Origin of the sequence: Paraburkholderia sp. SECH4, assembly GCF_030511745.1 — a bacterium.
Taxonomy (GTDB): Bacteria; Pseudomonadota; Gammaproteobacteria; order Burkholderiales; family Burkholderiaceae; genus Paraburkholderia; species Paraburkholderia madseniana.
The window spans coordinates 1-21,325 of record NZ_JALOCP010000024.1; the positions used below are offsets into that span (position 1 = coordinate 1).

At 60.3% G+C, this 21,325-nt stretch carries 21 protein-coding genes and 3 pseudogenes; 16 read left to right on the forward strand and 8 right to left on the reverse strand.

Going from position 1 to position 21,325, the window contains the following annotated elements; genetic code table 11:
* Nucleotides 1-427: 427 nt before the first annotated feature.
* On the forward strand, nucleotides 428-1,525 hold the full coding sequence (locus M0D67_RS27175) for a porin (RefSeq protein WP_168435955.1): 1,098 nt from the start codon (nucleotides 428-430) through the stop codon (nucleotides 1,523-1,525).
* A gap of 935 nt (nucleotides 1,526-2,460) precedes the next feature.
* On the opposite strand, the gene M0D67_RS27180 is transcribed toward M0D67_RS27175, so the two are convergent.
* Nucleotides 2,461-3,030 (reverse strand): lipid-binding SYLF domain-containing protein, encoded by a 570-nt coding sequence (locus M0D67_RS27180; RefSeq protein WP_266240426.1) that lies wholly within the window; start codon nucleotides 3,028-3,030, stop codon nucleotides 2,461-2,463.
* Between the two features lie 236 nt (nucleotides 3,031-3,266).
* Between M0D67_RS27180 and M0D67_RS27185 the strand changes: the two genes are divergently transcribed.
* The 3 genes from M0D67_RS27185 (at nucleotide 3,267) to M0D67_RS27195 (ending at nucleotide 6,298) form a co-directional block, all read left to right on the forward strand.
* Nucleotides 3,267-3,533: a hypothetical protein gene (locus M0D67_RS27185; RefSeq protein WP_266240427.1), complete on the forward strand. Its 267-nt coding sequence runs from the start codon at nucleotides 3,267-3,269 to the stop codon at nucleotides 3,531-3,533.
* A 93-nt stretch (nucleotides 3,534-3,626) separates the two neighbouring features.
* Nucleotides 3,627-4,835: a hypothetical protein gene (locus M0D67_RS27190; RefSeq protein ID WP_266240428.1), complete on the forward strand. Its 1,209-nt coding sequence runs from the start codon at nucleotides 3,627-3,629 to the stop codon at nucleotides 4,833-4,835.
* Nucleotides 4,836-5,170: 335 nt separating this feature from the next.
* Entirely contained in the window at nucleotides 5,171-6,298 is a 1,128-nt protein-coding gene (locus M0D67_RS27195) for an aminotransferase class V-fold PLP-dependent enzyme (RefSeq protein WP_266240429.1), read from the forward strand.
* 415 nt (nucleotides 6,299-6,713) lie between these two features.
* Here M0D67_RS27195 and M0D67_RS27200 read toward each other — a convergent pair whose 3' ends face one another.
* The gene (locus tag M0D67_RS27200; protein ID WP_266240430.1) at nucleotides 6,714-8,159 is read right to left on the reverse strand and encodes a DEAD/DEAH box helicase; all 1,446 of its coding nucleotides are present in this window, start codon (nucleotides 8,157-8,159) and stop codon (nucleotides 6,714-6,716) included.
* Nucleotides 8,160-8,380: 221 nt separating this feature from the next.
* Between M0D67_RS27200 and M0D67_RS27205 the strand changes: the two are divergent.
* The 3 genes and pseudogenes from M0D67_RS27205 to M0D67_RS27215 form a co-directional block, all read left to right on the forward strand.
* Nucleotides 8,381-8,704, forward strand: a pseudogene (locus M0D67_RS27205) (helix-turn-helix transcriptional regulator); the annotation flags it as partial.
* 67 nt (nucleotides 8,705-8,771) lie between these two features.
* Entirely contained in the window at nucleotides 8,772-9,146 is a 375-nt protein-coding gene (locus tag M0D67_RS27210) for a VOC family protein (protein WP_266240431.1), read from the forward strand.
* A gap of 93 nt (nucleotides 9,147-9,239) precedes the next feature.
* Nucleotides 9,240-9,362, forward strand: a pseudogene (locus tag M0D67_RS27215) (alanine--glyoxylate aminotransferase family protein); the annotation flags it as partial.
* Between the two features lie 19 nt (nucleotides 9,363-9,381).
* Here the strand turns inward: M0D67_RS27215 and M0D67_RS27220 are convergent.
* Both M0D67_RS27220 and M0D67_RS27225 read right to left on the reverse strand, forming a co-directional pair.
* Nucleotides 9,382-9,897 (reverse strand): GlxA family transcriptional regulator, encoded by a 516-nt coding sequence (locus tag M0D67_RS27220; RefSeq protein WP_266240524.1) that lies wholly within the window; start codon nucleotides 9,895-9,897, stop codon nucleotides 9,382-9,384.
* A gap of 3 nt (nucleotides 9,898-9,900) precedes the next feature.
* Nucleotides 9,901-10,062: pseudogene (locus M0D67_RS27225) on the reverse strand (DJ-1/PfpI family protein); the annotation flags it as partial.
* A gap of 792 nt (nucleotides 10,063-10,854) precedes the next feature.
* Here M0D67_RS27225 and M0D67_RS27230 point away from each other — a divergent pair.
* From M0D67_RS27230 to M0D67_RS27250, 5 genes are all read left to right on the forward strand, one after another.
* A complete protein-coding gene (locus M0D67_RS27230) occupies nucleotides 10,855-11,463 on the forward strand; it encodes a glutathione S-transferase family protein (protein ID WP_266240432.1) in 609 nt (202 codons plus the stop codon).
* A gap of 148 nt (nucleotides 11,464-11,611) precedes the next feature.
* Nucleotides 11,612-12,493 carry an NmrA family NAD(P)-binding protein gene (locus M0D67_RS27235; RefSeq protein WP_266240433.1) on the forward strand — a complete coding sequence of 294 codons (882 nt, stop codon included), beginning with the start codon at nucleotides 11,612-11,614 and terminating at the stop codon, nucleotides 12,491-12,493.
* A gap of 51 nt (nucleotides 12,494-12,544) precedes the next feature.
* Nucleotides 12,545-13,003: a MarR family winged helix-turn-helix transcriptional regulator gene (locus tag M0D67_RS27240; protein ID WP_154567948.1), complete on the forward strand. Its 459-nt coding sequence runs from the start codon at nucleotides 12,545-12,547 to the stop codon at nucleotides 13,001-13,003.
* A 17-nt stretch (nucleotides 13,004-13,020) separates the two neighbouring features.
* Nucleotides 13,021-13,326 (forward strand): DUF3817 domain-containing protein, encoded by a 306-nt coding sequence (locus tag M0D67_RS27245; protein ID WP_266240434.1) that lies wholly within the window; start codon nucleotides 13,021-13,023, stop codon nucleotides 13,324-13,326.
* Entirely contained in the window at nucleotides 13,323-13,724 is a 402-nt protein-coding gene (locus M0D67_RS27250) for a CopD family protein (protein ID WP_154567944.1), read from the forward strand. The genes M0D67_RS27245 and M0D67_RS27250 overlap by 4 nt, the downstream gene beginning before the upstream one ends.
* A gap of 591 nt (nucleotides 13,725-14,315) precedes the next feature.
* Here the strand turns inward: M0D67_RS27250 and M0D67_RS27255 are convergent.
* The 3 genes from M0D67_RS27255 to M0D67_RS27265 all read right to left on the reverse strand — a co-directional run bounded on the left by M0D67_RS27255 (nucleotide 14,316) and on the right by M0D67_RS27265 (nucleotide 17,605).
* The gene (locus M0D67_RS27255; RefSeq protein ID WP_154567239.1) at nucleotides 14,316-15,995 is read right to left on the reverse strand and encodes an ABC-F family ATP-binding cassette domain-containing protein; all 1,680 of its coding nucleotides are present in this window, start codon (nucleotides 15,993-15,995) and stop codon (nucleotides 14,316-14,318) included.
* A gap of 504 nt (nucleotides 15,996-16,499) precedes the next feature.
* Entirely contained in the window at nucleotides 16,500-17,279 is a 780-nt protein-coding gene (locus M0D67_RS27260) for an SDR family oxidoreductase (RefSeq protein ID WP_266240435.1), read from the reverse strand.
* Nucleotides 17,279-17,605, reverse strand: a complete 327-nt coding sequence (locus M0D67_RS27265) for a nuclear transport factor 2 family protein (protein WP_266240436.1) — start codon at nucleotides 17,603-17,605, stop codon at nucleotides 17,279-17,281. Before M0D67_RS27265 ends, M0D67_RS27260 begins: the two co-directional genes overlap by 1 nt.
* Nucleotides 17,606-17,694: 89 nt before the next feature.
* Here M0D67_RS27265 and M0D67_RS27270 point away from each other — a divergent pair, with 89 nt between their 5' ends.
* From M0D67_RS27270 to M0D67_RS27285, 4 genes are all read left to right on the forward strand, one after another.
* Nucleotides 17,695-18,063: a helix-turn-helix domain-containing protein gene (locus M0D67_RS27270; protein WP_301717761.1), complete on the forward strand. Its 369-nt coding sequence runs from the start codon at nucleotides 17,695-17,697 to the stop codon at nucleotides 18,061-18,063.
* 594 nt (nucleotides 18,064-18,657) lie between these two features.
* On the forward strand, nucleotides 18,658-19,695 hold the full coding sequence (locus M0D67_RS27275; RefSeq protein ID WP_266240437.1) for a zinc-dependent alcohol dehydrogenase family protein: 1,038 nt from the start codon (nucleotides 18,658-18,660) through the stop codon (nucleotides 19,693-19,695).
* Between the two features lie 59 nt (nucleotides 19,696-19,754).
* Nucleotides 19,755-20,798 (forward strand): DnaJ C-terminal domain-containing protein, encoded by a 1,044-nt coding sequence (locus M0D67_RS27280; RefSeq protein WP_266240438.1) that lies wholly within the window; start codon nucleotides 19,755-19,757, stop codon nucleotides 20,796-20,798.
* Nucleotides 20,795-21,106 carry a chaperone modulator CbpM gene (locus M0D67_RS27285; RefSeq protein ID WP_266240439.1) on the forward strand — a complete coding sequence of 104 codons (312 nt, stop codon included), beginning with the start codon at nucleotides 20,795-20,797 and terminating at the stop codon, nucleotides 21,104-21,106. The genes M0D67_RS27280 and M0D67_RS27285 overlap by 4 nt, the downstream gene beginning before the upstream one ends.
* 15 nt (nucleotides 21,107-21,121) lie before the next feature.
* Here the strand turns inward: M0D67_RS27285 and M0D67_RS27290 are convergent, their stop codons facing one another.
* Nucleotides 21,122-21,298 carry a hypothetical protein gene (locus M0D67_RS27290; RefSeq protein WP_171929091.1) on the reverse strand — a complete coding sequence of 59 codons (177 nt, stop codon included), beginning with the start codon at nucleotides 21,296-21,298 and terminating at the stop codon, nucleotides 21,122-21,124.
* Nucleotides 21,299-21,325 lie beyond the last annotated feature (27 nt).

Sequence of the window (21,325 nt, forward strand, 5' to 3'; positions counted from 1 at the left end):
CCTCACGAACCACCGCGCTTAGCCGGAGCCCCCTACCGCGCGAGCGGTTTCGTTCTTCGACCCACCTCAGACGGTCGTCCATGCAGCATCTAGACGGCTGCTTTCAAGGTTAAACGGCCACCCCGGCTATTCTGGCGTCTAGTCGCGTTTCTGCGGCTTTGTGCCGTCAGCCTGGCCTGCTGCCGCTCAACAACGCTGAGCGGCAGCAGGCATAACAGGGCTGTTCCGACCATATACAAGAATTCGCTGGCACTGTCCGGTGATACGAAAGTCAATCCAATGTTGTAAACGGGAGACAAAAATTGAAAACAGATCCCGATTTAATTTGACGGAAATATCATTGCGCGCAGGCCAAAAGCCGCGCATGAACCGCAGCGGTTATATAGACCAGCGGTTTGCCTTACAACTAAACATGGGGAGATACTCTGTGAAGAAAACCATCAGCGCCATCGGTGGCGCACTTATCGCCATCGCGGCCCAATCCGCTTTCGCGCAAAGCTCGGTCACCCTGTACGGCATCGTCGACACGAGCGTCCGCTATCTCACCAACGCCAATGCGAACAACGACAGCCAGGTATCGATGGGCGTCGGCCCGATCACCGGAAGCCGTTGGGGCTTGAAGGGTTCTGAAGACCTGGGCGGCGGCTTGTCTACGGTGTTCCGGCTTGAGAACGGCTTCAACCTGTGGAACGGCCAGTTTGCGAGCCAGAATACCCTTTTCAACCGGATGGCTTATGTTGGGCTGTCTAGCAACCAGTATGGCACGGTGACCTTCGGTCGCCAGAATACGCCGCTATTCGACCAGCTAGGGAACGTCTACGACCCGCTGACCGTCGGTAACTACGATCAGGACGGCTGGCTGCCTGGCGCACTCGGATACGGCCTGCGCCAGAACAACTCCGTCAAGTACAACGGCCAGTTCGGCGGCCTGAACGTGGAAGCCATGTATAGCTTTGGCGGTGTGGCCGGCAGCACCGGCGCGAACAACATGTACGGCTTGACGGCGGCCTATACGTACGGCGGCTTGTCCCTTGATGCCGGCTTTCAGCAGAACAGCGATGCACACAACAACAAGTTCAATGTTGTCAACGTGAGCGCTGTCTATGCGTTCAGCACGGTCAAGGCCTACGCAGGCTGGCTGCATGCGCAGGACAACACCGGTATGGTCGACCTTTTCATGTCGGCCGCGAACTCGCCGGCTGCCGCCTTTTCGGCGCCGGTGACGAATACCAACCGCATCGACGACGGCTTCTACGTCGGTACCACCTGGCAGGTCACGCCGCCGCTGCTGCTGACTGCGGCAGCCTACTACGATCACTCCCGCAATGCGTTGAACGCCGATGGCACCACGCTTGGCCGCGGCGTCCGTTACTCGGGCGTGCTGCTAGCCGAATACTCGCTGTCCAAGCGGACCGAAGTGTATGGCACGGTCGATTTCATCCGCGGCACTGGCGCGGCGAAAGCAGACTTTCCAGGCCGCAACAACCAGACCGGCGTCGCGCTCGGCCTTCGCAACATATTCTGATTCGTGCTGACCGGTTTGCCGCCGGGCATCGCGCTTCCGAACCACCTGCGCGCGCTTTTTCTATACGCGCGCAGGTGGGGCGCAATGTGCTGCGGATGACCGGTCCGGCCGACAACACGCCTGACGTGTGCGGCGCACGAAGGGCCGTTATCGGGGCGGAGCGGTCCTTCGAACGTCCGGGTGAAAGCGTGGGGCAACGTCAGTAGATGGCCGAAGAACCCGGAGCCCGTCAGTCACCGGCTCTGCCTCGACGCGAATTTCCCTTGTCGACCCTTCCCGTACGGCCACCTTCTGTGCACGTATGGCGGGATTACGCGTCGAACGGGACATTCGGCGGATACGCGGTAAAGTGCACAGCGTCAAGCAGGACGGCCGGTCGTCGAGTGGACCGTGCTGCTAGTGTCGCTGGCTTCCGCTGGTGCGTTCATCCTCGCCATAGAGAAAAGGTTCGGCGATCCGAGACGGAACGCTCCGCGGCACGGTCACTGCGATTCGAAAGCGCCTTGGATGCTCGCAGTCGAAGGCCGCAGCCCTTCGCAAACACCTCGTGCAACACACGCAATCCAGTCAGGCGACGACTAAAGCGATAAGTCAATCCTCAGAGCCGCGAGAGGAGCGATACGCAGCGAAAAGCATCCAAGCCGCTCCGGCAACAAAAAAAAGATACCGGCCGCGCGCAATACACTGCATCGCTCGGCCGGCCCTGAAATCGCGCCGAATCCCGCGTAGGCTGGCGCCGCGCCGGCCGGCGGCCAACTGCATCAAAACGAGCCCCCAAGAGGAGAGCAGGCGGGGAGGCGGACTGCGATCTTGAAGCTGCTGGGACCACCCTCGGCCCGCACGACCGATCGGCGGCCGCATTGGCGCGCACGGTTGCCGGACCGCCCCCAGCCCGCTGTAGGCCAGCAAAACGTGCCGGGGGCATATTTCGCACTTTACTTATCGTTTTCATCAAACTTAACAATCCTCTGGCCTTGCATGCCAAGACCGGCCATCAGGCCCGTTTGGCCAAAAATGAACGAGTAGACATCGGATTTCAACGTAGTAGTTGTCATAGACCTGGCCATCCCTGCATCCACTACTACGACACTCGGCCCCATACCAACCGATAATCCGGCGCCGCTGGTGAGCGTAGTCATAGCCGAGTCGGTCATGAGAAACAAGGCCTCCGAGAACGATTGGGCGCCAGCCTGCAGGCCATACGAGACTGCGCGTGCTCTGTAGTACCCAAGGACTTTCCCGTCTGGACCAAACATCACCCCTTTCCCGCCTTGCGCACCGACGATAAGCCCGGCCTTGACAATGTCGGGAAACACGACGACGGCCTTCGCCTGGTATTGGAGTTCCTTCGCCTTTGGAGTGCCGGCAAATAGCTGTTGAAGTGCCGCTTGCGCTTTGTCGACTAACTCAGGGTCTCCGCCATTAGCAACGGTCGGGTTCGTCGAGCAGGCCACGACAAACAGAAAGACGGGAATCGCGAGAACAAACCGAAGGGATTTGATCATGATGCAGGCTCCATTAAACATATCGTAATCGCGGTATTGAGCGCGCACGCGCCGCGACAGCGAGACTCACATGAATAGTGGTAGTTGCGGTCCGATCAAACAATTGGACCTTGGTCCAATAGCGTTGTCCTGAGTCAGCCGACCAAGAACTCCGTCGACGACGGATGATGGGTGAGACGGATGGCCGTTAACCGAAAGCTTTAGATCCCTCGATAGGCCTAGCCGGGCGTCCCTTGATGGCCGCATCCCATCAGAAGCTGAACTTCCGTGACCATGACCGGATCGTGCCCGCGATCAAGTCGATTCACACGCCAGATGTTGCCGGCGGAAATACACTCCTCACCGCCGCCGCCAACGATGACATGCTCGTCGGTTCCATTGTCGCCGGAGCAGGCAAGAATTTCCGGACCGACAACGTCAGTATTGCTATGGTTGTTCGGCACATAGGCTTTCGCCTGGGTTATACCCGGAAACACTACCCTGAGCCCTTAAGGACGTGCTAAAAATAGTCGATATCCCGTAAGCGCGAGTGAAGGTCCGGTCCGGAGATTGGAGAATCCCACGCGGTCTGTCGCACGGAATTCCGAGGTGAAAGTATGGAAAAAAAAGTGCTCGTCGCGGTAGCCGCTGCGCTTATGTCTTCTGTGGGCGCGCTGCATCCCGAATCCGCCCGTGCCGCTGATGCTGCAGCCTCGGCCTTCGAAGACTCGACCGTCGACGCCTCTCTCGACCCCGGCGAAAAACGCGTCTCTGCCGATGCCGACATTCAGGCGCGCCTGGCAGACCTGCGCTATGCGTATTTCATCGGCTATAACGCGCGCGCCAGGGAAGACTCGAAATCCTATGCGACGTTGGGCGACGAAGTGAAGCATCGGCAAAAGCCGCTTGCTGTGCCGGCCATGCCCGCATCGCCGAAGCCGGTTGCCGAGCGGGGTGCACCCCCAAGGCGGGTCGTAGCGCAAGCCGCGTCGCCGAGGCAAGTATCCGCGCCGGTCACATCGCCGAAGCGGGATGCTGCTGCGCGAGCCATGCCGTCCCGGCAGGTCGTCGCGCAGGCCGGCCCTGTGCCGCTGAAGCACGGCTCCGCGCAAGTCGCGTCTGCGCCGCCGAAGCGGGTCTCTGCACCGGTCGCGGTCGCGTCGTTGAAGCAGGCTTCACTGCGGGTTACGCCGCCTAAGCGGGCTGAAATGCAGCCTGTGCCTCTGAAGCAGGTTTCAACTCGGACTGCGTTGCCGAAGCTGTTTGCCACCGAGTCCGAGCCTCCCATACTGATTCCGACGCAAGGCGTGACGGCATTGCCGCATGATGACGACTCGCAGTTGACGCAGAGGCGCGATTTGCAGAACGCTCAGCGGGCGGTGCCGCAATATCGGCAGGCCGATGAGGAACCGCAATACGCGGCGGAGCAGGGGACTCAAGCGGCTTACAACCGGCAAGCCCGGCAATATCAGAATCAGCAGCCCCAGCAATACGCAGCGACGCCGGCGTATAACCAGACGTCAACAGAGTCTCAGGAGTCAGGTGGGTACGCGAGGCGGGAATACGCGCCGCCGCCTCGAACTGTTCAGGCTAATCAATACGCGCCAGCTCCGTATCCGCCCGCGCGGTACCAACCGGCTGACGCGCAGTCCGCCTATGTACCTCGGCCGCCCACTCAAGCGGCGGCGCAGCAGGTCATCATAGTGGGCCGCCCGCCTGCCTATCCGGCATACAACGAGATGTACACGCCGCCTGAACTGCGCCGGCCGTACCCCACCGGTTACGGCAATCCGGCGCAGCCTGTCGGATATCAGGGATGGGAGTAGGCGCACTCACTCGCATGTGCCGTTGGGCGCCCTGACTCACGTATGCAACGGGCCGTTACAGGCGTCCCGTTTCCATGATGGCAGCAACATGCGCATGCCGGACACGTGCGATGGCACTGCCGTGACTCCGATCGCCTATCAGGGCGATTCCTGCGAAGGTCCATAATCGTACCGATTGTCGCCACTGGCGCATTCCCAACCGGCGTGACTCGGCGGCTGGTTCATGCCGAAACTTGCTGGATCGGTAACGGGGGCGTCTCGGCCGATACCGTTGCAGGCGGCTTTCGTTAGAATGTGTTTGCGATCCTTATATTCGTTTATAACCGGAGACAAACGTGCCAGGCTTACTTCCCGATGTCGACCGCGAGGGACTGCTCGAGTATTCAGTCGTTTACACCGACCGATCAATCAATCATATGTCGCAGCTCTTTCAAGGAGTCATGCGTGATATTTCCGGTTCTCTGAAGAAAGTCTACAACGCGAAGTCGGCCGTGGTCGTGCCGGGCAGCGGGACGTTCGGCATGGAAGCTGTTGCCCGGCAGTTCGCAACGGGCAAGAAGTGTCTGGTGATTCGCAATGGCTGGTTCAGTTTCCGCTGGTCGCAGATTTTCGACATGGGCGGCATTCCGTCTGAATCGATCGTGCTGAAGGCGCGCCCGGTCGAACAAGGGAGACAGGCTGCCTATGCACCGCCACCGATCGAAGAGGTGGTCGCTGCGATCAGGGAAAACAAGCCGGATCTGGTCTTTGCGCCGCATGTCGAAACCGCATCCGGGATCATGCTGCCGGACGCTTATTTGCGCGCGGTGGCCGACGCTGTGCATGCTGTCGGCGGCATGTTTGTACTGGATTGCATTGCCTCCGGCACGGTCTGGGTCGACATGAAGGCGAGTGGCGTTGACGTCCTGATCAGCGCGCCGCAAAAGGGATGGAGCGCTTCACCGTGCTGCGGGCTGGTCATGCTTAGCCCGCTTGCCCGCGAAAGAATCGACGGAACAACCAGCACCAGTTTCGCTTGCGATCTTCGCAAGTGGCTGCAGATCATGGAAGCCTACGAGAACGGTGGGTTCGCGTACCACGCAACGATGCCCACGGACGGTCTCGCTACGTTGCGTGATGTTATGAAGGAGACCGAGGCATACGGCTTCGATAAAGTGAGAGTAGAGCAGCTTGAACTCGGCAAGCGCGTTCGCTCACTCCTCGTGGACAAGGGTTTCAAAAGCGTGGCGGCCGAAGGTTTTGAGGCTCCGGGCGTCGTCGTCAGCTACACGGACGATGACGGAATACGATCGGGTAAGAAGTTCGCTGATGCCGGCTTGCAGATCGCGCCTGGCGTTCCCCTTCAATGCGACGAGCCTGAAGATTTCAAGACCTTCCGCATTGGGTTATTCGGCCTGGACAAACTGCATGACGTTGAAGGTGCGGTGGCCAGGCTCGCGAAGGCGCTGGACAGTATTCTTTAGGGCATTTTTTTTGTTTTGCGGAGGATGTGCGTATTGGTCGTCATCGCGAACGCCTCGGGAGGAGGAGACCGAGGCTAGGCTATACGCACTATTCGGCCTTATGGAAAGCTTCGCATAAGGCCGATCAACGGTCTGGCACTTCGCATCGGTGATCGGCAGGTCATCGGGGCGGATTCAACGGGGGGATGCAATAGTTTGCTGGAATCGCTCGGCTGGCGTCTCGTAGCCCAGGGTCTTTCTCGGACGCTCGCTACGCACGATTTCAATGTCCGTTCGGCCCCGAAGTTGTTATGGAATCCTGGATTCAGTGCGCCGTTACCCGCCGAGCTGAGGCACGCCGAAGCCGCGCCGCTGCCTGCCAGCGGGCCCCAAACCGCCAGCCTGTTCCAGGGCTGGTGTTACTCATCCCCACGGATCAGGGTTGGCGTTTGCCGCGGCCACCAGCGGGTTTGCCAGCCGGCTTACGTGAACCCGCAGCTGGCTTGCTGGCGGGCTTGCTGCGTGGCTTTTGCACGCTGAATGGGCTACCGCTGGACAAGCTTGTGCCTTTGCCCGCGGCCACAGCGCGCTGCGCCGCAGGCTTGCGTTTGTTTTCGCCACTTTGCGGGCGCGGTTTATTGCTGGGCACCTGCGTGGCGCGCGGCGCAGCTTGCGGCACTTTGGGCTTCTTGGGCTTTTTGGGTTTCTTGATGATCTCGCCTGTCGCGCTAGTTTGCGGCACGCGGTGTTCGGCTTCAAAACCCGGCTCTTCTTCACGGCGCAGTGTTTGCCGGATCAGCGCTTCAATCGCGGCCAGTTGCGGCGCTTCATCGGCACACACAAGGGACACCGCCACGCCGCTGGCGCCCGCGCGGCCGGTACGGCCAATACGGTGCACATAGTCTTGCGCCACGATCGGCAGATCAACGTTGATCACCAGCGGCAGGTCGTCGATATCCAGCCCGCGTGCAGCCACATCGGTGGCCACCAGCATACTTACTTCGCCCGTCTTGAAGCGCTCCAGCGCACGCAGGCGCGCGGGTTGCGGTTTGTCGCCGTGGATGGTGTCGACCGCATAGCCCGCTTCATCCAGCATGGCCGCCAGGTAATCCACGCCAATGCGGGTTTTGACGAACACCAGCGCGTGCTCCCAGTTGTTCTCAGCCACAAGGTGCATGAAGAGGTCAGGCTTGTTCTTTTTATCCACCGGCACCACCCACTGCTTGATCTTGCTGGCCGTGGCATTGGGCGGGCTGACGCTGATATTGACCGGGCTGCGCAGAATGCCCGCCGCCATGGCGCGGATATCATCGGTAAACGTGGCAGAGAACAGCAGGGTCTGGCGCTGAGCGGGCAAGGCAGCAAAGACGGCGTTGAGTTCGCGCGCAAAGCCCAGATCCAGCATGCGGTCGGCTTCATCCAGCACCAGCGTTTGTACTTGATCAAACTGCACTGCGTTCTGGCGATTGAGATCTAGCAAACGGCCCGGCGTGGCAACGAGCACATCCACGCCTTTGCGCAACTTCATCATCTGCGGGTTGATACTCACACCGCCGTAGGCGGCCAGAAATCGTAAGTCGAGGCCTTTGCCGTATTCGATAAAGCTTTGCAGCACTTGTTCGGCCAGTTCACGCGTGGGCACCAGCACCAGAACACGCGCGCGGTTGCTGGACACCGCCGGGCCGTGTTGCACCAGCCGTTGCAACAGCGGCAGCGCAAAACCCGCCGTTTTGCCAGTGCCGGTCTGTGCCGCAGCCATGACGTCCTTGCCACTGAGCACAGCAGGAATCGCCTTGGCCTGCACCGGCGTAGGTGTTTGGTAATTGAGGTCCTGCACATTACGCAGCAAGGGATCGATCAGGCCAAGCGAGGCAAAAGACATTGGCGTATTCCGGGCTAAAACCGCAATTCTAGCGGTTACCGCCTGATTGCACCGCGCAAATCAAAGGTCAAAAAGATCGACGTTGATCGCCACTGAAAAACGCAGCGGCCCACACAGATCGTCGACAATGCGATATCTATCTGGAAGCAACCTGTTGCATTCGGTTCGATGTAACCGATAGCGTCGTCGATTTACTTGAGTTCCGATATCAGGATCAACATATGGCCCGCTCTGAACGTCTTCTTAGTCTCCTGCAAGTGCTACGGCGTTACCGACGTCCCGTGAGTGGTCAAGCTTTGGCCGAGGAGCTCGGTGTGAGCATCCGCACGCTATACCGGGACATCGCCAGTTTGCAGGCGCAAGGAGCGATGATCGAGGGGGAGCCGGGCGTTGGTTACGTGATGAAACCGGGTTTCATGCTGCCGCCAATGATGTTCCGCTCAGAGGAACTCGATGCTTTGGTTCTTGGCATGCGCTGGGTGGCTGATCGCTGCGACAAGACGCTATCGGACGGCGCGCTGAGCGCGCTTGCGAAGATAGCCGCACGATACTGCCAGAATCTGACAGCATCGTCTTTTAGACTGAGCTCCCTTTCTTAGCCAGGAGCTCAAAATGAAGTTTGCGTCTGTTCGTGTTGTTACCCAGGATATCGAAGGTCTGGTCGAGTTTTACCGAAGGCTTTCCGGTCTCGAGGCTGCACGGCCTGCTGATGGGTTTGCGGAAATACAATTCGAAGGGGCGGTGCTTGCGATTTCGTCTGAGCACCTGATCAAGCTGTTTAATGTCGGTGCCGCCACTGCGGCTGCGAATCGGTCGGCGATCCTGGAGTTTGAAGTGGAGGACGTTGATGCAGTGTTCGAACGGATGAATGCGTGGGGGACAGAAATCGTTATGCCGACGACGTTGATGCCGTGGGGCAATCGCTCTCTCTTGCTGCGCGACCCGGATGGGAATCTCGTCAACATATTTTCTCGACCCAAGCGTTGAGAAAGGCCACCGGACCACGGTAACTTTCCCTGACAGTTCGCGACGGGCAAGAAGTGTCTGGTGATTCGCAATGGCGGGTTCAGTTTTCGCTGGTTCGCTTGCGATCTTCGCAAGTGGCTGCAGATCATGGAAGCCTACGAGAACGGTGGGTTCGCGTACCACGCCACGATGCCCACGGACGGTCTCGCAACGTTGCGTGACGTCATGAAGGCCAGTGCGGGATATGCGGCCAATGTCAACCGGACTGCATCGGCTCGACGCTCTTACCGAAGCGCCGAGCGTACTCTGCGGGACTCACCCCGAAGCGGCGTGTAAATGCCTTTCTTAGCACGTCGACGCTGTCGTAGCCATTCTGACGACAGATGTCTTGCATCGATCTCTCGCCAAGCGCAAGCGAACGGCAAACGGATTCCAGCCGGACGTTTTCGACATATCTTGCGGGTGTGGTCTGCAATTCTCGCTGAAACATACGTATCAACGTTCTGACGCTCGTTGAAATTCTGGCTGCCATGACTTCGGCTGTGAGGTCCATGTGCAGATGCTCACCGATCCAGAGACATAACTCGTTCAGACCTGAGTTGTGCGCGCGCTGCGACTGAAGTGCGAAGCTGAACTGCGCCTGTCCGCCCGGACGACGCAAGAACAGGACCAGATTCTTCGCAATTTCCAGGGCGAAGTCATTTCCCAGATCTTCGCTGACCAGCGAGAGCGCGAGGTCGATTCCAGACGATATGCCGGCCGACGTGTACACGTTGCCGTCTTTCACCCAGATAGGAGTCGGGTCGACCTGTACCTTGGGATAGCGCTCCGCCAGGCGCCGTGCCGCGCCCCAATGCGTCGTCGCCCTGCGACCATCCAGTATGCCCGCAGCAGCCAGGGCGAACGCTCCAACACATATGGAGCACACGCGACGCACTGTCTGTGAGCGGGTCCGAATCCAGTCTATACCCGTCGTAGTTATTGCTGGAGAACTTGATCAGGTGGATCTGCCAGAGACATTGCGCGGCGAGCTATTGCCGCGAATCCTGGGCTCCCAAATGCTTCTGCTGCCCGGTACGGGGCACCTGTCACCTCTCGAGAATCCGGCTGCGGTCGCAGCAGTAATTCGCCAATTCATGCAGCAACTGAAGACATAACTTCGAGGGCCCCCTGAACGACGGCTTCCCGCAAAATTGACCGTCGCCTGCCGGCCGAGGGGTTCATCGCGCTAGTCGGCGGGCCGTTTGCCGCCGAGGCACGCAGCGCGAATTGGCGGTGAGAAGCGCGACAGAGAACGCTTCTTCATCTGGATGTATTCGCCAATGCTTGACCGGCTTCGCGAGACCGATAACGGTTGGAGGATCGCGGAGCGCTACATAGGTGGCTCAACGACGAATCGCCGCCTGACGCCGCCAGACATCTCCGCCGCTGCGATACGACCTTTCCTCCCTGGTGCTTAAAGAACGCCGGCGTCTGGCTGCTCGGCCAGGCCAACATTTCTGCAGCCCGGAGTGAAGGCCTGTCACAGTTCGCACGGCGCCTCCGTCTGTGCAAGTCCATAGATCTGAGCCAGCCCTCTCGCCAGTGCGCTCTTTGCGTGGGCAGTTGCAGACAGTGTGCGAAGCTGGTTTCCGCGCTCCTCTCGTGGCGGTAGTCCACGGCATCGTTTGATATTCGAAGGGCGCGCGTGAATCAGGGCCTGTCCTGAAGGTTAAGTGGAGATGCGCTCATGGCAATCCGTCTTTACGGAGCACAAACAGGCAACAGCCGAAGGGCGGCCATCGCCCTGGAAGAGGCTGGCATTTCGTATTCCGTCAGCCGCTTGGATTTGAGAGCCGGGGAGCACAAGACTGCTGCGTTTCGGGTGCTTAACCCGCGTGGCCTTATCCCGGTCATGGTCGAAGAAGGCAAGGCAGGAACAGACCTTGTCGTTACCCAATCGAACGCGATCATGTTCTATGCGGCGAGTCGATCGCGGGAGAGGCTAACGCCCGATCCGGGCCAGGAGGCCGCCTTGTTTTTCGATCGCCTGTTCTATTTCATCACCGAAGTGATTGCGCCAAACGGCGGTGCTTTCGAGCTTAGGCAACAAGGCAACGAACCGGGCGCTCAATTTCTTGCCGGTCGTTCCATCGAGGCGCTCGTTCAGGCCGAACGATTCCTGATCGACGCCCCATATGTCGCCGGCGATAGATTCACACTCGCAGACATCGCTGCCTATACGAGTGCCTTTGCTGCGAGGCAGGACCTCGATTGGTCCAAGCTCCCTCTGCTTCGCGCCTGGTACACGAGGATCAGTGCGCGGCCCGGCGTCGTTCGCGGCATGGCAGCTTTTTAGCGCGGCCTTCATTCAGACTCCGTGAGAGGCGAGGTGTTTCGCTCAAGGCGAACAGAAGCTGCTCGCGAAAAAACTTGCATATAGGAGCACATGCTCCTATATTGCCATACACGAGCATATGCTCTTAACTATTCAGAGGATCAAAACCATGAACGAATCGACCATTCTTGTAAGCGGCGCAACCGGCCGTACTGGCGGTGCAGCCATCGACGAACTGCTCCGGATGGGTAAGCGCGTCCGCGCTTACGTGCGCTCGGATGATGAGCGCGCAGCGGCGCTGCGGGCGCGCGGCGTTGACATCGCCGTCGGAGATTTCACCGACATCGACGACATCCGTGCGGCCATGGAGGGTGTCAGCTCCGCCTACTTCCTTCACCCGATCGCACCGGGGATTCTCGGGGCCGCAGCCTATTTCGCGCAGGCCGCGAAGGAAGCCGGCGTCACTGCGATCGTCAACATGTCGCAGATTTCAGCGCGGCGCGAGTCGACCAGCCATGCGGCGCAGGATCACTGGATTTCGGAGCAGGTCTTCGACTGGTCCGGTGTGCCCACCACGCATCTGCGCCCCACATTCTTTGCGGATTGGCTCGTCTACCCGCATTTTGCAAAGCAAATCTGGGCCAGAAAGAAGATCGATTTTCCGTTCGAAAACGGTCGCCACGCTCCGATCAGCGCGGACGACCAGGGCAGGGTCATCGCGCACATTCTGGCGAATCCGGCAGGCCATGGCGGCAAGACTTACACTCTCCACGGCCCGGTAGAGATGAACCATACGGAAATCGCTGCAGCCGTGAGCGAGGTGCTCGGCGTGACGATCGAATACGCCCCGACTTCGATCGAAGATTTCAAGCAACAGATGGAGCAGGTGTACAAGTTCCCTCCGTTCCTTGTGCAGCACCTCGTTGAAGTCGCGCAGCACTATCGCGAAGGGGTGTTCCAGGGTACTAACGATGCTGTCGAGAAAATCACCGGGACGCCGGCGCTTTCTGTCCCGGCATTCATCGAGAAGTATCGGGGCGCTTTTGCCTGACGAACGCGCGAGGCGCCTGGGCAATTTAACCAACGTTGAGGAGGACACGAGATGCTGCCGGAAAACCAACCCATCGGGGTCGATCAATGCAACTGCTTTACGGTGAGGAAGGCCGCCCGTCAGATCTCGCGTCTTTACGACGCTTATCTCCAGCCATCCGGCCTTCGCATCACGCAGTTTCTCACCCTGGCGACCCTGAATGAACAGCAGAGCGCCTCGGTTAATGCTCTCGCCGAGCGGCTCGACATCGAGCGGACGGCCATGGGAAAGATGATCGGTTTTCTCGAGCGCGATGGTTTCGTGAAGATGCGACCGTCTCCCACCGACGGCCGCATCCGCATGGTTGAACTCACCCCCGAGGGAGCCGATCTTTTCGAGCGGGCGGCGCCGCTGTGGCACGAAGCGCAGCATCAGTTCAGCATCATGAACGGGCCAAAAAATGTTGCAGTGCTGCGGCGGAGCCTTTCGCACATGAAGGTCGACAATGAGGCGACATCTTCCGCCGAATGATCGCCTGCCTGTTTTTCATGGACTACGCTCCGGTGTTCTTGCGCCACCTTCGCATCATGGCCGCGATTGAAGCCACGACGCTGGTGCTGCTTGTGTTCGTCGCAGTTCCGCTCAAGCATCCAGGCGGCATGCCGGCCGCCGTCAGATGGCTGGGGCCAGTGCACGGCGTCGCGTTCGTCGCTTACCTATGGCTGGTCGTCACGTCAGCGGCAAGCGGCGCGTGGCAGCGCTCAGAAGTCGTCCGGCTGATCGTTGCTGCGATCGTCCCCTTCGGGGGCTTCCTGAATGTGGCGTGGCTCGCACGCAAGCGGGCTGCTCGATGATTTATCTGTCAATCAAGGCACTGCATGTTGCGTCAGTAATAACATTTGTCGCTGGGCTTCTTGTCCTTTCCATTTGCGCGGCGACGAACAACCTCGTGATTCTTCGGGTGATGCGCCGTTGGGACCGCCGGGTGACGACCCCAGCACTGGCCATGGTGTGGATCACCGGCCCGACGATCGCGCTGATGGGGCACTGGTTTGGCGCCGCATGGCTAACCGCGAAGCTGCCTTTGGTCGTGTTGCTGTCGGCGTTGCATGGCATGCTCGCAGGTTTTTCGAGGCGGGCAGAGCGCGACGACACAGTGCGCGAATCGTCCGCGTTGAGGTTTGCAGCGCCGGCCGTGATCGTCATTGTTGTGGCGATTGTTTTCCTCGCGGTTCTGAAGTTCTCGCGGTGAGACGCCATGCTGACTGCTATAAATGCGCCCATGTCCATTCCGGCTTATCCGAATTCTGGCGCATGGAAGTGCGACCTAGACAGAGGCTTGAGTACGGCGTGGCCTGACACACGATTAGTCGACTGTGGCGACCGTATCGATTCAGCGCCTCGCTGTTGCGAGAACTGTCGACCGACGCAGCGCGGCAATGCAGTTCCGGCGAAGAGGCAATGACCGAAGTGCTCTCCAGGCGGTCAGAGTTCGGCACTGGCCTTGTATGACCGCAATGGGACGCAAGTACGCATCTGCCTGCAGTGAACCCTGTCATTCGCATCCGCCGACATGCGAATGACAGGAAAGTGATCCGCAGCCGCCAGACCAACACCGATACTCGAATGACGGCTAAGGCCGATGGCAATACTTCAACATTGCGAATTAAATGGCCGGTTCCTGAGCGGAACCGACGCCAGAATGTCGGAGCGACGGTGCGAGCGAACGACGACTCCTGGCCGGTTGCTGCCTGACGGCGATCGGCGGCACGCGACCCTAACCGGCCCTTCGACTCGATGCGAGCGCTCTGGCAGCTTCCAAACTGGAACTGCCAGGGGGTGTTCAGGCGACGACCTTCTGCTCTCCGGCAGCTTGCTCGCGCATGCGACGGGCTTCGTCGCGCAGGAACTGCTGGTAATCGTCCAGATCGCCGTCGAAGGGCTCGACGCCACCCTTGGTAACGAGCCAGAACTCGTCACATACCGCGCGCAGCAGCGACCGGTCGTGACTGACCAGCATCACTGTGCCTTCGAATTCGTTGAGTGCCATGCCTAGCGCTTCGCGTGTGGCCAGGTCGAGGTGGTTGGTAGGCTCGTCGAGCAGCAGCAGGTTGGGGCGTTGCCACACGATCATGCACAACACGAGCCGCGCCTTTTCGCCGCCGCTCATCGTGCCGACCGCCTGATGGACCATGTCACCACTGAAGTTGAAGGTGCCGAGGAAGGTACGAAGCGATTGTTCGGTGCCGCTCTGGCCGGGGGCACGCAGGTGCGCCGGTGTGTCCTTCGCAAGGCGGATCATGTGTTCTAGCGGTGTGTCGAGGGGACGCAGCACGTCGAGTTCCTGCTGTGCGAAGTAGCCGATGTTCAGGCCCTTGCCTTCGCTGATTTCGCCGGCAATCGGCGCCAGCTCGTGCGCCACCGTCTTCACCAGCGTCGACTTGCCCTGGCCGTTGGCACCGAGAATGCCGATGCGCTGCCCGGCCAGCACGGAGCGGTTGATGCCCCGCACGATGACCGTCGGCGGCGTGTCCGGCGCTGCGTCGGTCGGCGCGGGGTAGCCGAAGCTCGCGTCCAGCATCGACAATAGCGGGTTCGGGACGTTGAGCGGCTCCTTGAACTCGAAGGTGAACTCCGCGTCGGCAAGCACCGGTGCGATCTTCTCCATGCGTTCGAGCGCCTTGACCCGGCTCTGCGCCTGCTTCGCCTTCGAGGCCTTGGCCTTGAAACGGTCGATGAATTTCTGCAGGTGGGCGATCTTGTCCGCCTGCCTCGCCATCGCGGCCTGCTGCAACTGCAGTTGCTCGGCGCGCATCTCTTCGAACTTGCTGTAGTTGCCGCCATAACGCACCAGCTTGGCGTTGTCGACGTGCACGGTCACCTGCGTCACCGCGTCGAGGAATTCGCGGTCGTGGCTGATCACGACCATGGTTCCCTCGTAGCGCTTGAGCCACGCTTCCAGCCAGACCAGCGCGTCGAGGTCGAGGTGATTGGTTGGTTCGTCGAGCAGCAGCAAGTCGGACGGACACATGAGCGCTCGCGCCAGCTGCAGTCGCATGCGCCAGCCGCCGGAGAAGCTGTTGACCGGCTGGCCAAGCTGGGCAGCACTGAAGCCCAGGCCTTGGATCAGCGCCTGGGCGCGTGCGGGAGCATCGTGTGCACCGGCGTCGTGCAGGGCCATGTAGGCGTGCGCCATGCGCATGCCATCGTCGCTGGCCTCAGCAGCGGTTACTTCGGCCTGCGCTGCCAGCAGGATGGTGTCACCCTCGATGACGAAGTCGGTCGCACTCTGCTCGGTCTCCGGCATTTCCTGCGCGACCTGGCCCATCTTCCATGCAGCGGGAATCGAGAACTCGCCGCCGTCTTCGTGCAGCGTGCCGTTGAGAAGGCCGAAGAAGGATGACTTGCCGGCGCCATTGCGGCCGACAAGGCCAATCTTTTCGCCGGGGGTGAAGGTGACGGACGCGCCGTCGAGTACGACATTGACGCCACGGCGCAGCGTGACATTACGGACGGAAATCATAAGGAGCTACTTCGGAGAGGACAGGCATGATAGCCCACCGGACGTACGGGGCCGTCTCTTTTCTGGCCGAACGAGTGAAGAACCGCTTGCGCTTTGCGGCGCCCACCCGCCACAAAGCGAGGCGGGCACTGGCGCACCGGGCGTTCCGGCTGCGGGGAGAATGCGTGCTCCCGGCCAGTTTGAGCCATTCAGAGGAAGCTTTCGCGGGTCCGCTCCCGGCTCGACATGAGACGGTCGCTGATCGCGCTCTGAGCTTGCCCGTCCGCCATTCCAGGGCATCGCGAATTGCGGACGAAGGGTGACCTGCTATGTGACCTGACGTCCAGGTGCGATGACGCCGCTGAATAATGCCCGGTCCACCACGGGTGGCCGTGCTGCAGAAAAGCAGAGGTTCATTGGGCGGGCACACCACGTGAAGGCCGGCGCCTGAACTGGAACCGCTGCCTGCGAAACGCGCTTCGCGTGCGCCGAAGCACGTCGACGTCCACCGACAAGCGGCTCAGATCACGCAGTCGGAACAGTTCCGCCGTCGATGACGTACTCAGTGCCGGTGATGGCGCTGGCCCGCGCGGAGACGAGGAAACCGATGAGTTCTGCCACCTCCCGGGGAGAGCATGGCCGGCCGAGAGGAATGCCTCCGAGCGAATCCATGATGATCTTGCGAGCGCCGTCCGTGTCGATGCCGTTCTGCCGGGCGATCTCAGCAACGAGACCCGCGGCGGCATCCGTTTCAACCCAGCCGGGGGAGACACGCACGACCCGAACGCCTTTCGGACTAACTTCCTTGGACAAGGCTTTGCTGTAGTTCGACAGGGCAGCCTTGGCGGCGGCATAGGCAATCGTGGCCTCCGGCAACGGTAACTGCCGCTGGATCGACGTGACGTGGATGATGACGCCTGAGCGCTGCTCGACCATCGAGGGCAACAGCGCGCGATCGATGCGTACTGCCGGGAACAGGTTCAGGCTCAATGCCTTGTTCCATTCGTCGTCGTCGAGCACACTGAAGCCACCCGCTGGCGCAGATGATCCACCCGCCACATGCACGATTATATCGACGCCGCCGAGCCGCTCGAGCACGGCGTCGACAATGGTTTTACAACCCTCGGCCGTCGTGATATCCGCACCGATGAACCTTTCTTCGGTAAGGTCATCGGAACGCGAACGTGCCGTCGCGAGGACGTTCGCTCCCGCCTCGCAAAGGTGTGCGACAACGGATTTACCGACGCCTTTGGTCCCGCCTGTAACAAGCGCCCGAAGGCCCCGAAGTTCAAGTGCCGCGCTCATCAGCGAATCTCCAGAGACGCGATCTTGCCGTCGGCCAGAACAAACGTGTAGGTCAGCTCGACCGGGCTGCCGGGGAAGGCGCCCGTGAGCCTGGCGCGCATCGTCACGGCGGCGCCATCCTGGGACAAGTCCAGCGGCTCGATGGCGTACTGGTACCTGGCTTTGGTGTCTTTCTTCCAGGCCTGGATGGCTTCGAGCCCCTCGATAGTGCGGCCCTCGTCGCGCACGACGGCGTCAGCAGCGAAGCAGTTCGCGAGAGGAGCGGTGTCGCTGGTGGTTTCCGCGTTCAGATAGGCATCCAGTGGCGGGGGCAGGGTCATGTTCATCGGACTTTTCCTGAACGTCACGTTTGCATGTCCCAATGATGGCGCTATAGTTACCACATCGCAAGAACGCACTAAAAAGTAAGTAAGCCGTGCCCAACCGAAAAGCCTACACTCCCACGACTGCCGCGATCGACGTCGAAGCCGCATTCAAGCTGCTGGAAGGACGTTGGAAGCTGGTGATCCTGTTTCACCTTTTCGGTGGTCAGGTGCGACGTTTTTCGGACCTCGAGAGGCTAATCCCCAGCATCACGCAAAAGATGCTTGCCCAGCAGCTGCGCCGCCTCGAAGAGGACGGCATTGTGACGCGCACGGTCTATCACCAGGTGCCGCCGAAGGTGGACTACCGCCTCACCGATTGGGGGCAGGCCCTGTGCCCGGCACTGGATGCGATCCTGAAATGGGCGGAGCACCGTGAAGACTTTCCATCGGCTGCGTCGAGTGTGCGTGCCGAAGACTGACAGACCTGTTTTCCTGAATTCGAATTCTGTGGGTCGTTGACGAGGTGTCTGCTGCAAGTCAACGGATACGTCTGCATCGGTTTGGGGTGCTCTCCCAACGTTTTCGGAGTCACACCGTCGGGGCGCGGTATGGTCGGACCGCGTCAGCGATCCGCCACTTTCCGTGATGGCCGACGAGATAAAGGCCGACGCGTTATCCGCGGTCGTCTCATGTCGCTCCCGGATCGGACGGTGGTAAAGCTTGTCCGCGCGGCTCCATCGGGTCGAGCTGAGCCACTAATGTGATCCTGGTGGCCGTCACCGGATACGGACTGCCGGCGGATTGCCTCAAATCAGCCGAGGCTGGGTTCGACCATCATCTGACCAAGCCGGTCGACTATGAAGCCTTGATCCGGTTATTTGGCGCAGGGACGCAGGGGACGCCACGCACGTAGGGGTTCCCTCAGCCGCCATGCGGTCTGCCACCGTACCGACTTTTTCCGGGTGACACGGCAGAGTGGGTTCAAGCGACGACAGCCGCGCGTCAGTTCAATCGCCCGAACAGACATGAATCACTGCGTACGGGCCGATCCAATGCAACCGGAGTTACCGACAATGAAAGCATTCGTTTATCTTGGCCCTGGAAAGAAGGCTGTTGAAGAACGGCCCAAACCCGAGATCGAGGCGTCCACCGACGCCATCGTCAAGATCAGCAAGACGACAATTTGCGGCACGGACCTGCACATTCTCAAGGGCGACGTCGCGACCTGTCAGCCCGGCCGCGTGCTCGGCCATGAAGGTACCGGCGTAATCGAGCAGGTCGGAGCAGGCGTCACGGCGTTCAAGCCAGGCGAACGCGTCCTGATTTCTTGCATCAGCGCATGCGGTAAGTGCATGTACTGCCGCAAACTCATGTATTCCCATTGTGTCAGCGGCGGCTGGATTCTTGGCAACAGGATCGATGGCACGCAGGCCGAGTTCGTGCGGATTCCGCACGCGGATACCAGTCTTTACCGGATTCCCGACGGCGCCGACGAAGAAGCGCTGGTGATGCTGAGCGATATTCTGCCGACGGGCTTCGAGTGCGGTGTGCTCAATGGGAGGGTGCAGCCCGGTAGCATCGTGGCTATTGTCGGCAGCGGGCCGATCGGGCTTGCGGCATTGCTCACAGCCCGGTTCTATTCTCCCGCCGAAATCATCATGGTCGATCTGGACGATAACCGGCTAGAGACCGCAAAGCGTTTCGGTGCGACCGCGGTGATCAACAACGCGGATGGCAATGCGGTGAAGGCGATCATGAAACTCACGGCCGACCGTGGCGTCGATACCGCAATAGAGGCGGTCGGCATTCCGGCTACCTTTGAATTGTGCGAGGCTATCATCGCGCCGGGCGGGACGATTGCGAACGTCGGAGTACATGGCGTCAAGGTGGATCTTCATCTGGAGCATCTGTGGGACCGAAACATCACCATCACCACGCGGCTGGTCGATACCGTGAGTACACCGATGCTGATGGATACGTTGCGCGCCCGCAAGCTCGATGCCAGACTTCTGATTACACACCGCTTCAGGCTCGATCAGATTCTCGACGCCTACGGGACCTTCGAGCGTGCTGCTGACACGCGCGCGCTGAAGGTGATCATCTCGGCATAGCCGTTCGCCGCGACGATAGTGTTGCCGCTCTAGCGCGGCCTCTCTCATAGGCCTTCGATATGAAATACAAAGACTATTACGAAGTGCTGGGATTGCCGCGCAGCGCGACACAGGACGATATCAAGCGTACGTATCGCAAGCTCGCTCGCAAATATCACCCGGACCTGAGCAAACTCGACGACGCGGAGCCACGCTTCAAGGAGGTCGGCGAGGCGTACAGCGTGCTCAAAGACACGGAAAAGCGCGCAGCCTACGACCGGATGGGCGACCAGTGGCGCAATGGTCAGGACTTCGAGCCGCCGCCGCAGTGGGACGAGGGCTTCGAATTCAGCGGCGGGGAAGACCGCGGAGCCGAGGATGCACGCTTCAGCGAATTCTTTGAGGCACTGTTTCGCGGTGAACATGCCGGTGGTGGTCGCGCCTCGACAAGACGCGGGCGGCACGCTGCCGGCGGCAGACATGATCGCGCAACCGCCCAAGATATGGAGGACGCCTATGGCGGTGTGCCGCACTCGGCTTCGGGCCAGGACCACCATGCCAAAGTGGTGATCGATCTGGAAGATACCTATCGTGGGGCGCAGCGTACGATTTCGCTGGAGATGCCAGTACTCGATGCGAGCGGCCGTGCCGTGCTGAAGTCGCGGACGCTTGACGTCTCCATTCCGAAGGGCGTGCACAGTGGGCAGCATTTGCGACTCGCCGGCCAAGGGGGGACGGGTTTCGGCGAGGGGCGCGCTGGAGACCTGTACCTGGAAATCGCGTTGCGCCAGCATGGACTTTTTCGCGTCGACGGCCGCGATGTGACGATCGTCGTGCCGGTCGCCCCTTGGGAAGCGGCACTTGGCGCGCGCATTACCGTGCCGACGCCCGACGGCGCCGTCGAAATAGCCATACCCAAAGATTCCAGCGGAGGCCGACGCTTACGCTTGAAAGGCAAGGGAATCCCCGCGAGCGGTCCGACCGGTACATCGGGCGATCTCTATGCGCAATTGAACATCGTTCTGCCGCTGGCTGACAGCGAGCAGGCACGCGCGGCTTACGAGACACTACGACAGGCATGCGGCTTCAATCCGCGCGCGCACTTTTCAGGTGATGCATCATGAACGAATCGCGCACTGGGTGGCTCGAATGCCTGATCGTCGAGGAGCAGGTGGAGTTCACGCTACTCGAATTGTGCCGGGTGTCCGGCGCTTCTGAAGTCCAGCTCGTTGAATGGATCGAGCAAGGCGCAATTGAGCCGAAATACGTCAGCGAGGACGATGGCCCGCACTTCGACGGCGTCTCATTGCGCCGCGCCCGCAAGGCTCGCCATCTCGCGCAGGATCTCGAGATCAACGCTGCTGGCATCGCGCTCGCACTTGATCTGCTTGATGAAATCGAAGCCTTGCGAGCGCGGTATCTGAGGCGATAGGGAAGCTCCTTCACGCTATTTCAGATTGTTGAGTTCGGCACGTGCAAGCGTCTCGGCCGATTTCCATGCGACATCTTCACGTTCGAAGAAAGTGTCGAGTTTGATGACGAGTTCGTTGCTCTTCGCTGCGCCCTTCGGAACGACACACACGCTCGCCACCCAGCCATCGGCAATATGGTCTCTGACTGTCATGTAAGCGTCATGTGTTGTGCTTGAGAT

Excerpts from the sequence above, each read along its gene's own strand:
- M0D67_RS27250 (WP_154567944.1), top strand. The coding sequence starts at position 13,323 with ATGATTTATCTGTCAATCAAGGCACTGCATGTTGCGTCAGTAATAACA.
- M0D67_RS27280 (WP_266240438.1), top strand. The coding sequence starts at position 19,755 with ATGAAATACAAAGACTATTACGAAGTGCTGGGATTGCCGCGCAGCGCG.
- M0D67_RS27255 (WP_154567239.1), bottom strand. The coding sequence starts at position 15,995 with ATGATTTCCGTCCGTAATGTCACGCTGCGCCGTGGCGTCAATGTCGTA.
- M0D67_RS27285 (WP_266240439.1), top strand. The coding sequence starts at position 20,795 with ATGAACGAATCGCGCACTGGGTGGCTCGAATGCCTGATCGTCGAGGAG.
- M0D67_RS27180 (WP_266240426.1), bottom strand. The coding sequence starts at position 3,030 with ATGATCAAATCCCTTCGGTTTGTTCTCGCGATTCCCGTCTTTCTGTTT.
- M0D67_RS27200 (WP_266240430.1), bottom strand. The coding sequence starts at position 8,159 with ATGTCTTTTGCCTCGCTTGGCCTGATCGATCCCTTGCTGCGTAATGTG.
- M0D67_RS27185 (WP_266240427.1), top strand. The coding sequence starts at position 3,267 with ATGGCCGCATCCCATCAGAAGCTGAACTTCCGTGACCATGACCGGATC.
- M0D67_RS27190 (WP_266240428.1), top strand. The coding sequence starts at position 3,627 with ATGGAAAAAAAAGTGCTCGTCGCGGTAGCCGCTGCGCTTATGTCTTCT.
- M0D67_RS27260 (WP_266240435.1), bottom strand. The coding sequence starts at position 17,279 with ATGAGCGCGGCACTTGAACTTCGGGGCCTTCGGGCGCTTGTTACAGGC.
- M0D67_RS27275 (WP_266240437.1), top strand. The coding sequence starts at position 18,658 with ATGAAAGCATTCGTTTATCTTGGCCCTGGAAAGAAGGCTGTTGAAGAA.
- M0D67_RS27290 (WP_171929091.1), bottom strand. The coding sequence starts at position 21,298 with ATGACAGTCAGAGACCATATTGCCGATGGCTGGGTGGCGAGCGTGTGT.
- M0D67_RS27245 (WP_266240434.1), top strand. The coding sequence starts at position 13,021 with ATGGACTACGCTCCGGTGTTCTTGCGCCACCTTCGCATCATGGCCGCG.
- M0D67_RS27265 (WP_266240436.1), bottom strand. The coding sequence starts at position 17,605 with ATGAACATGACCCTGCCCCCGCCACTGGATGCCTATCTGAACGCGGAA.
- M0D67_RS27235 (WP_266240433.1), top strand. The coding sequence starts at position 11,612 with ATGAACGAATCGACCATTCTTGTAAGCGGCGCAACCGGCCGTACTGGC.
- M0D67_RS27210 (WP_266240431.1), top strand. The coding sequence starts at position 8,772 with ATGAAGTTTGCGTCTGTTCGTGTTGTTACCCAGGATATCGAAGGTCTG.
- M0D67_RS27230 (WP_266240432.1), top strand. The coding sequence starts at position 10,855 with ATGGCAATCCGTCTTTACGGAGCACAAACAGGCAACAGCCGAAGGGCG.
- M0D67_RS27240 (WP_154567948.1), top strand. The coding sequence starts at position 12,545 with ATGCTGCCGGAAAACCAACCCATCGGGGTCGATCAATGCAACTGCTTT.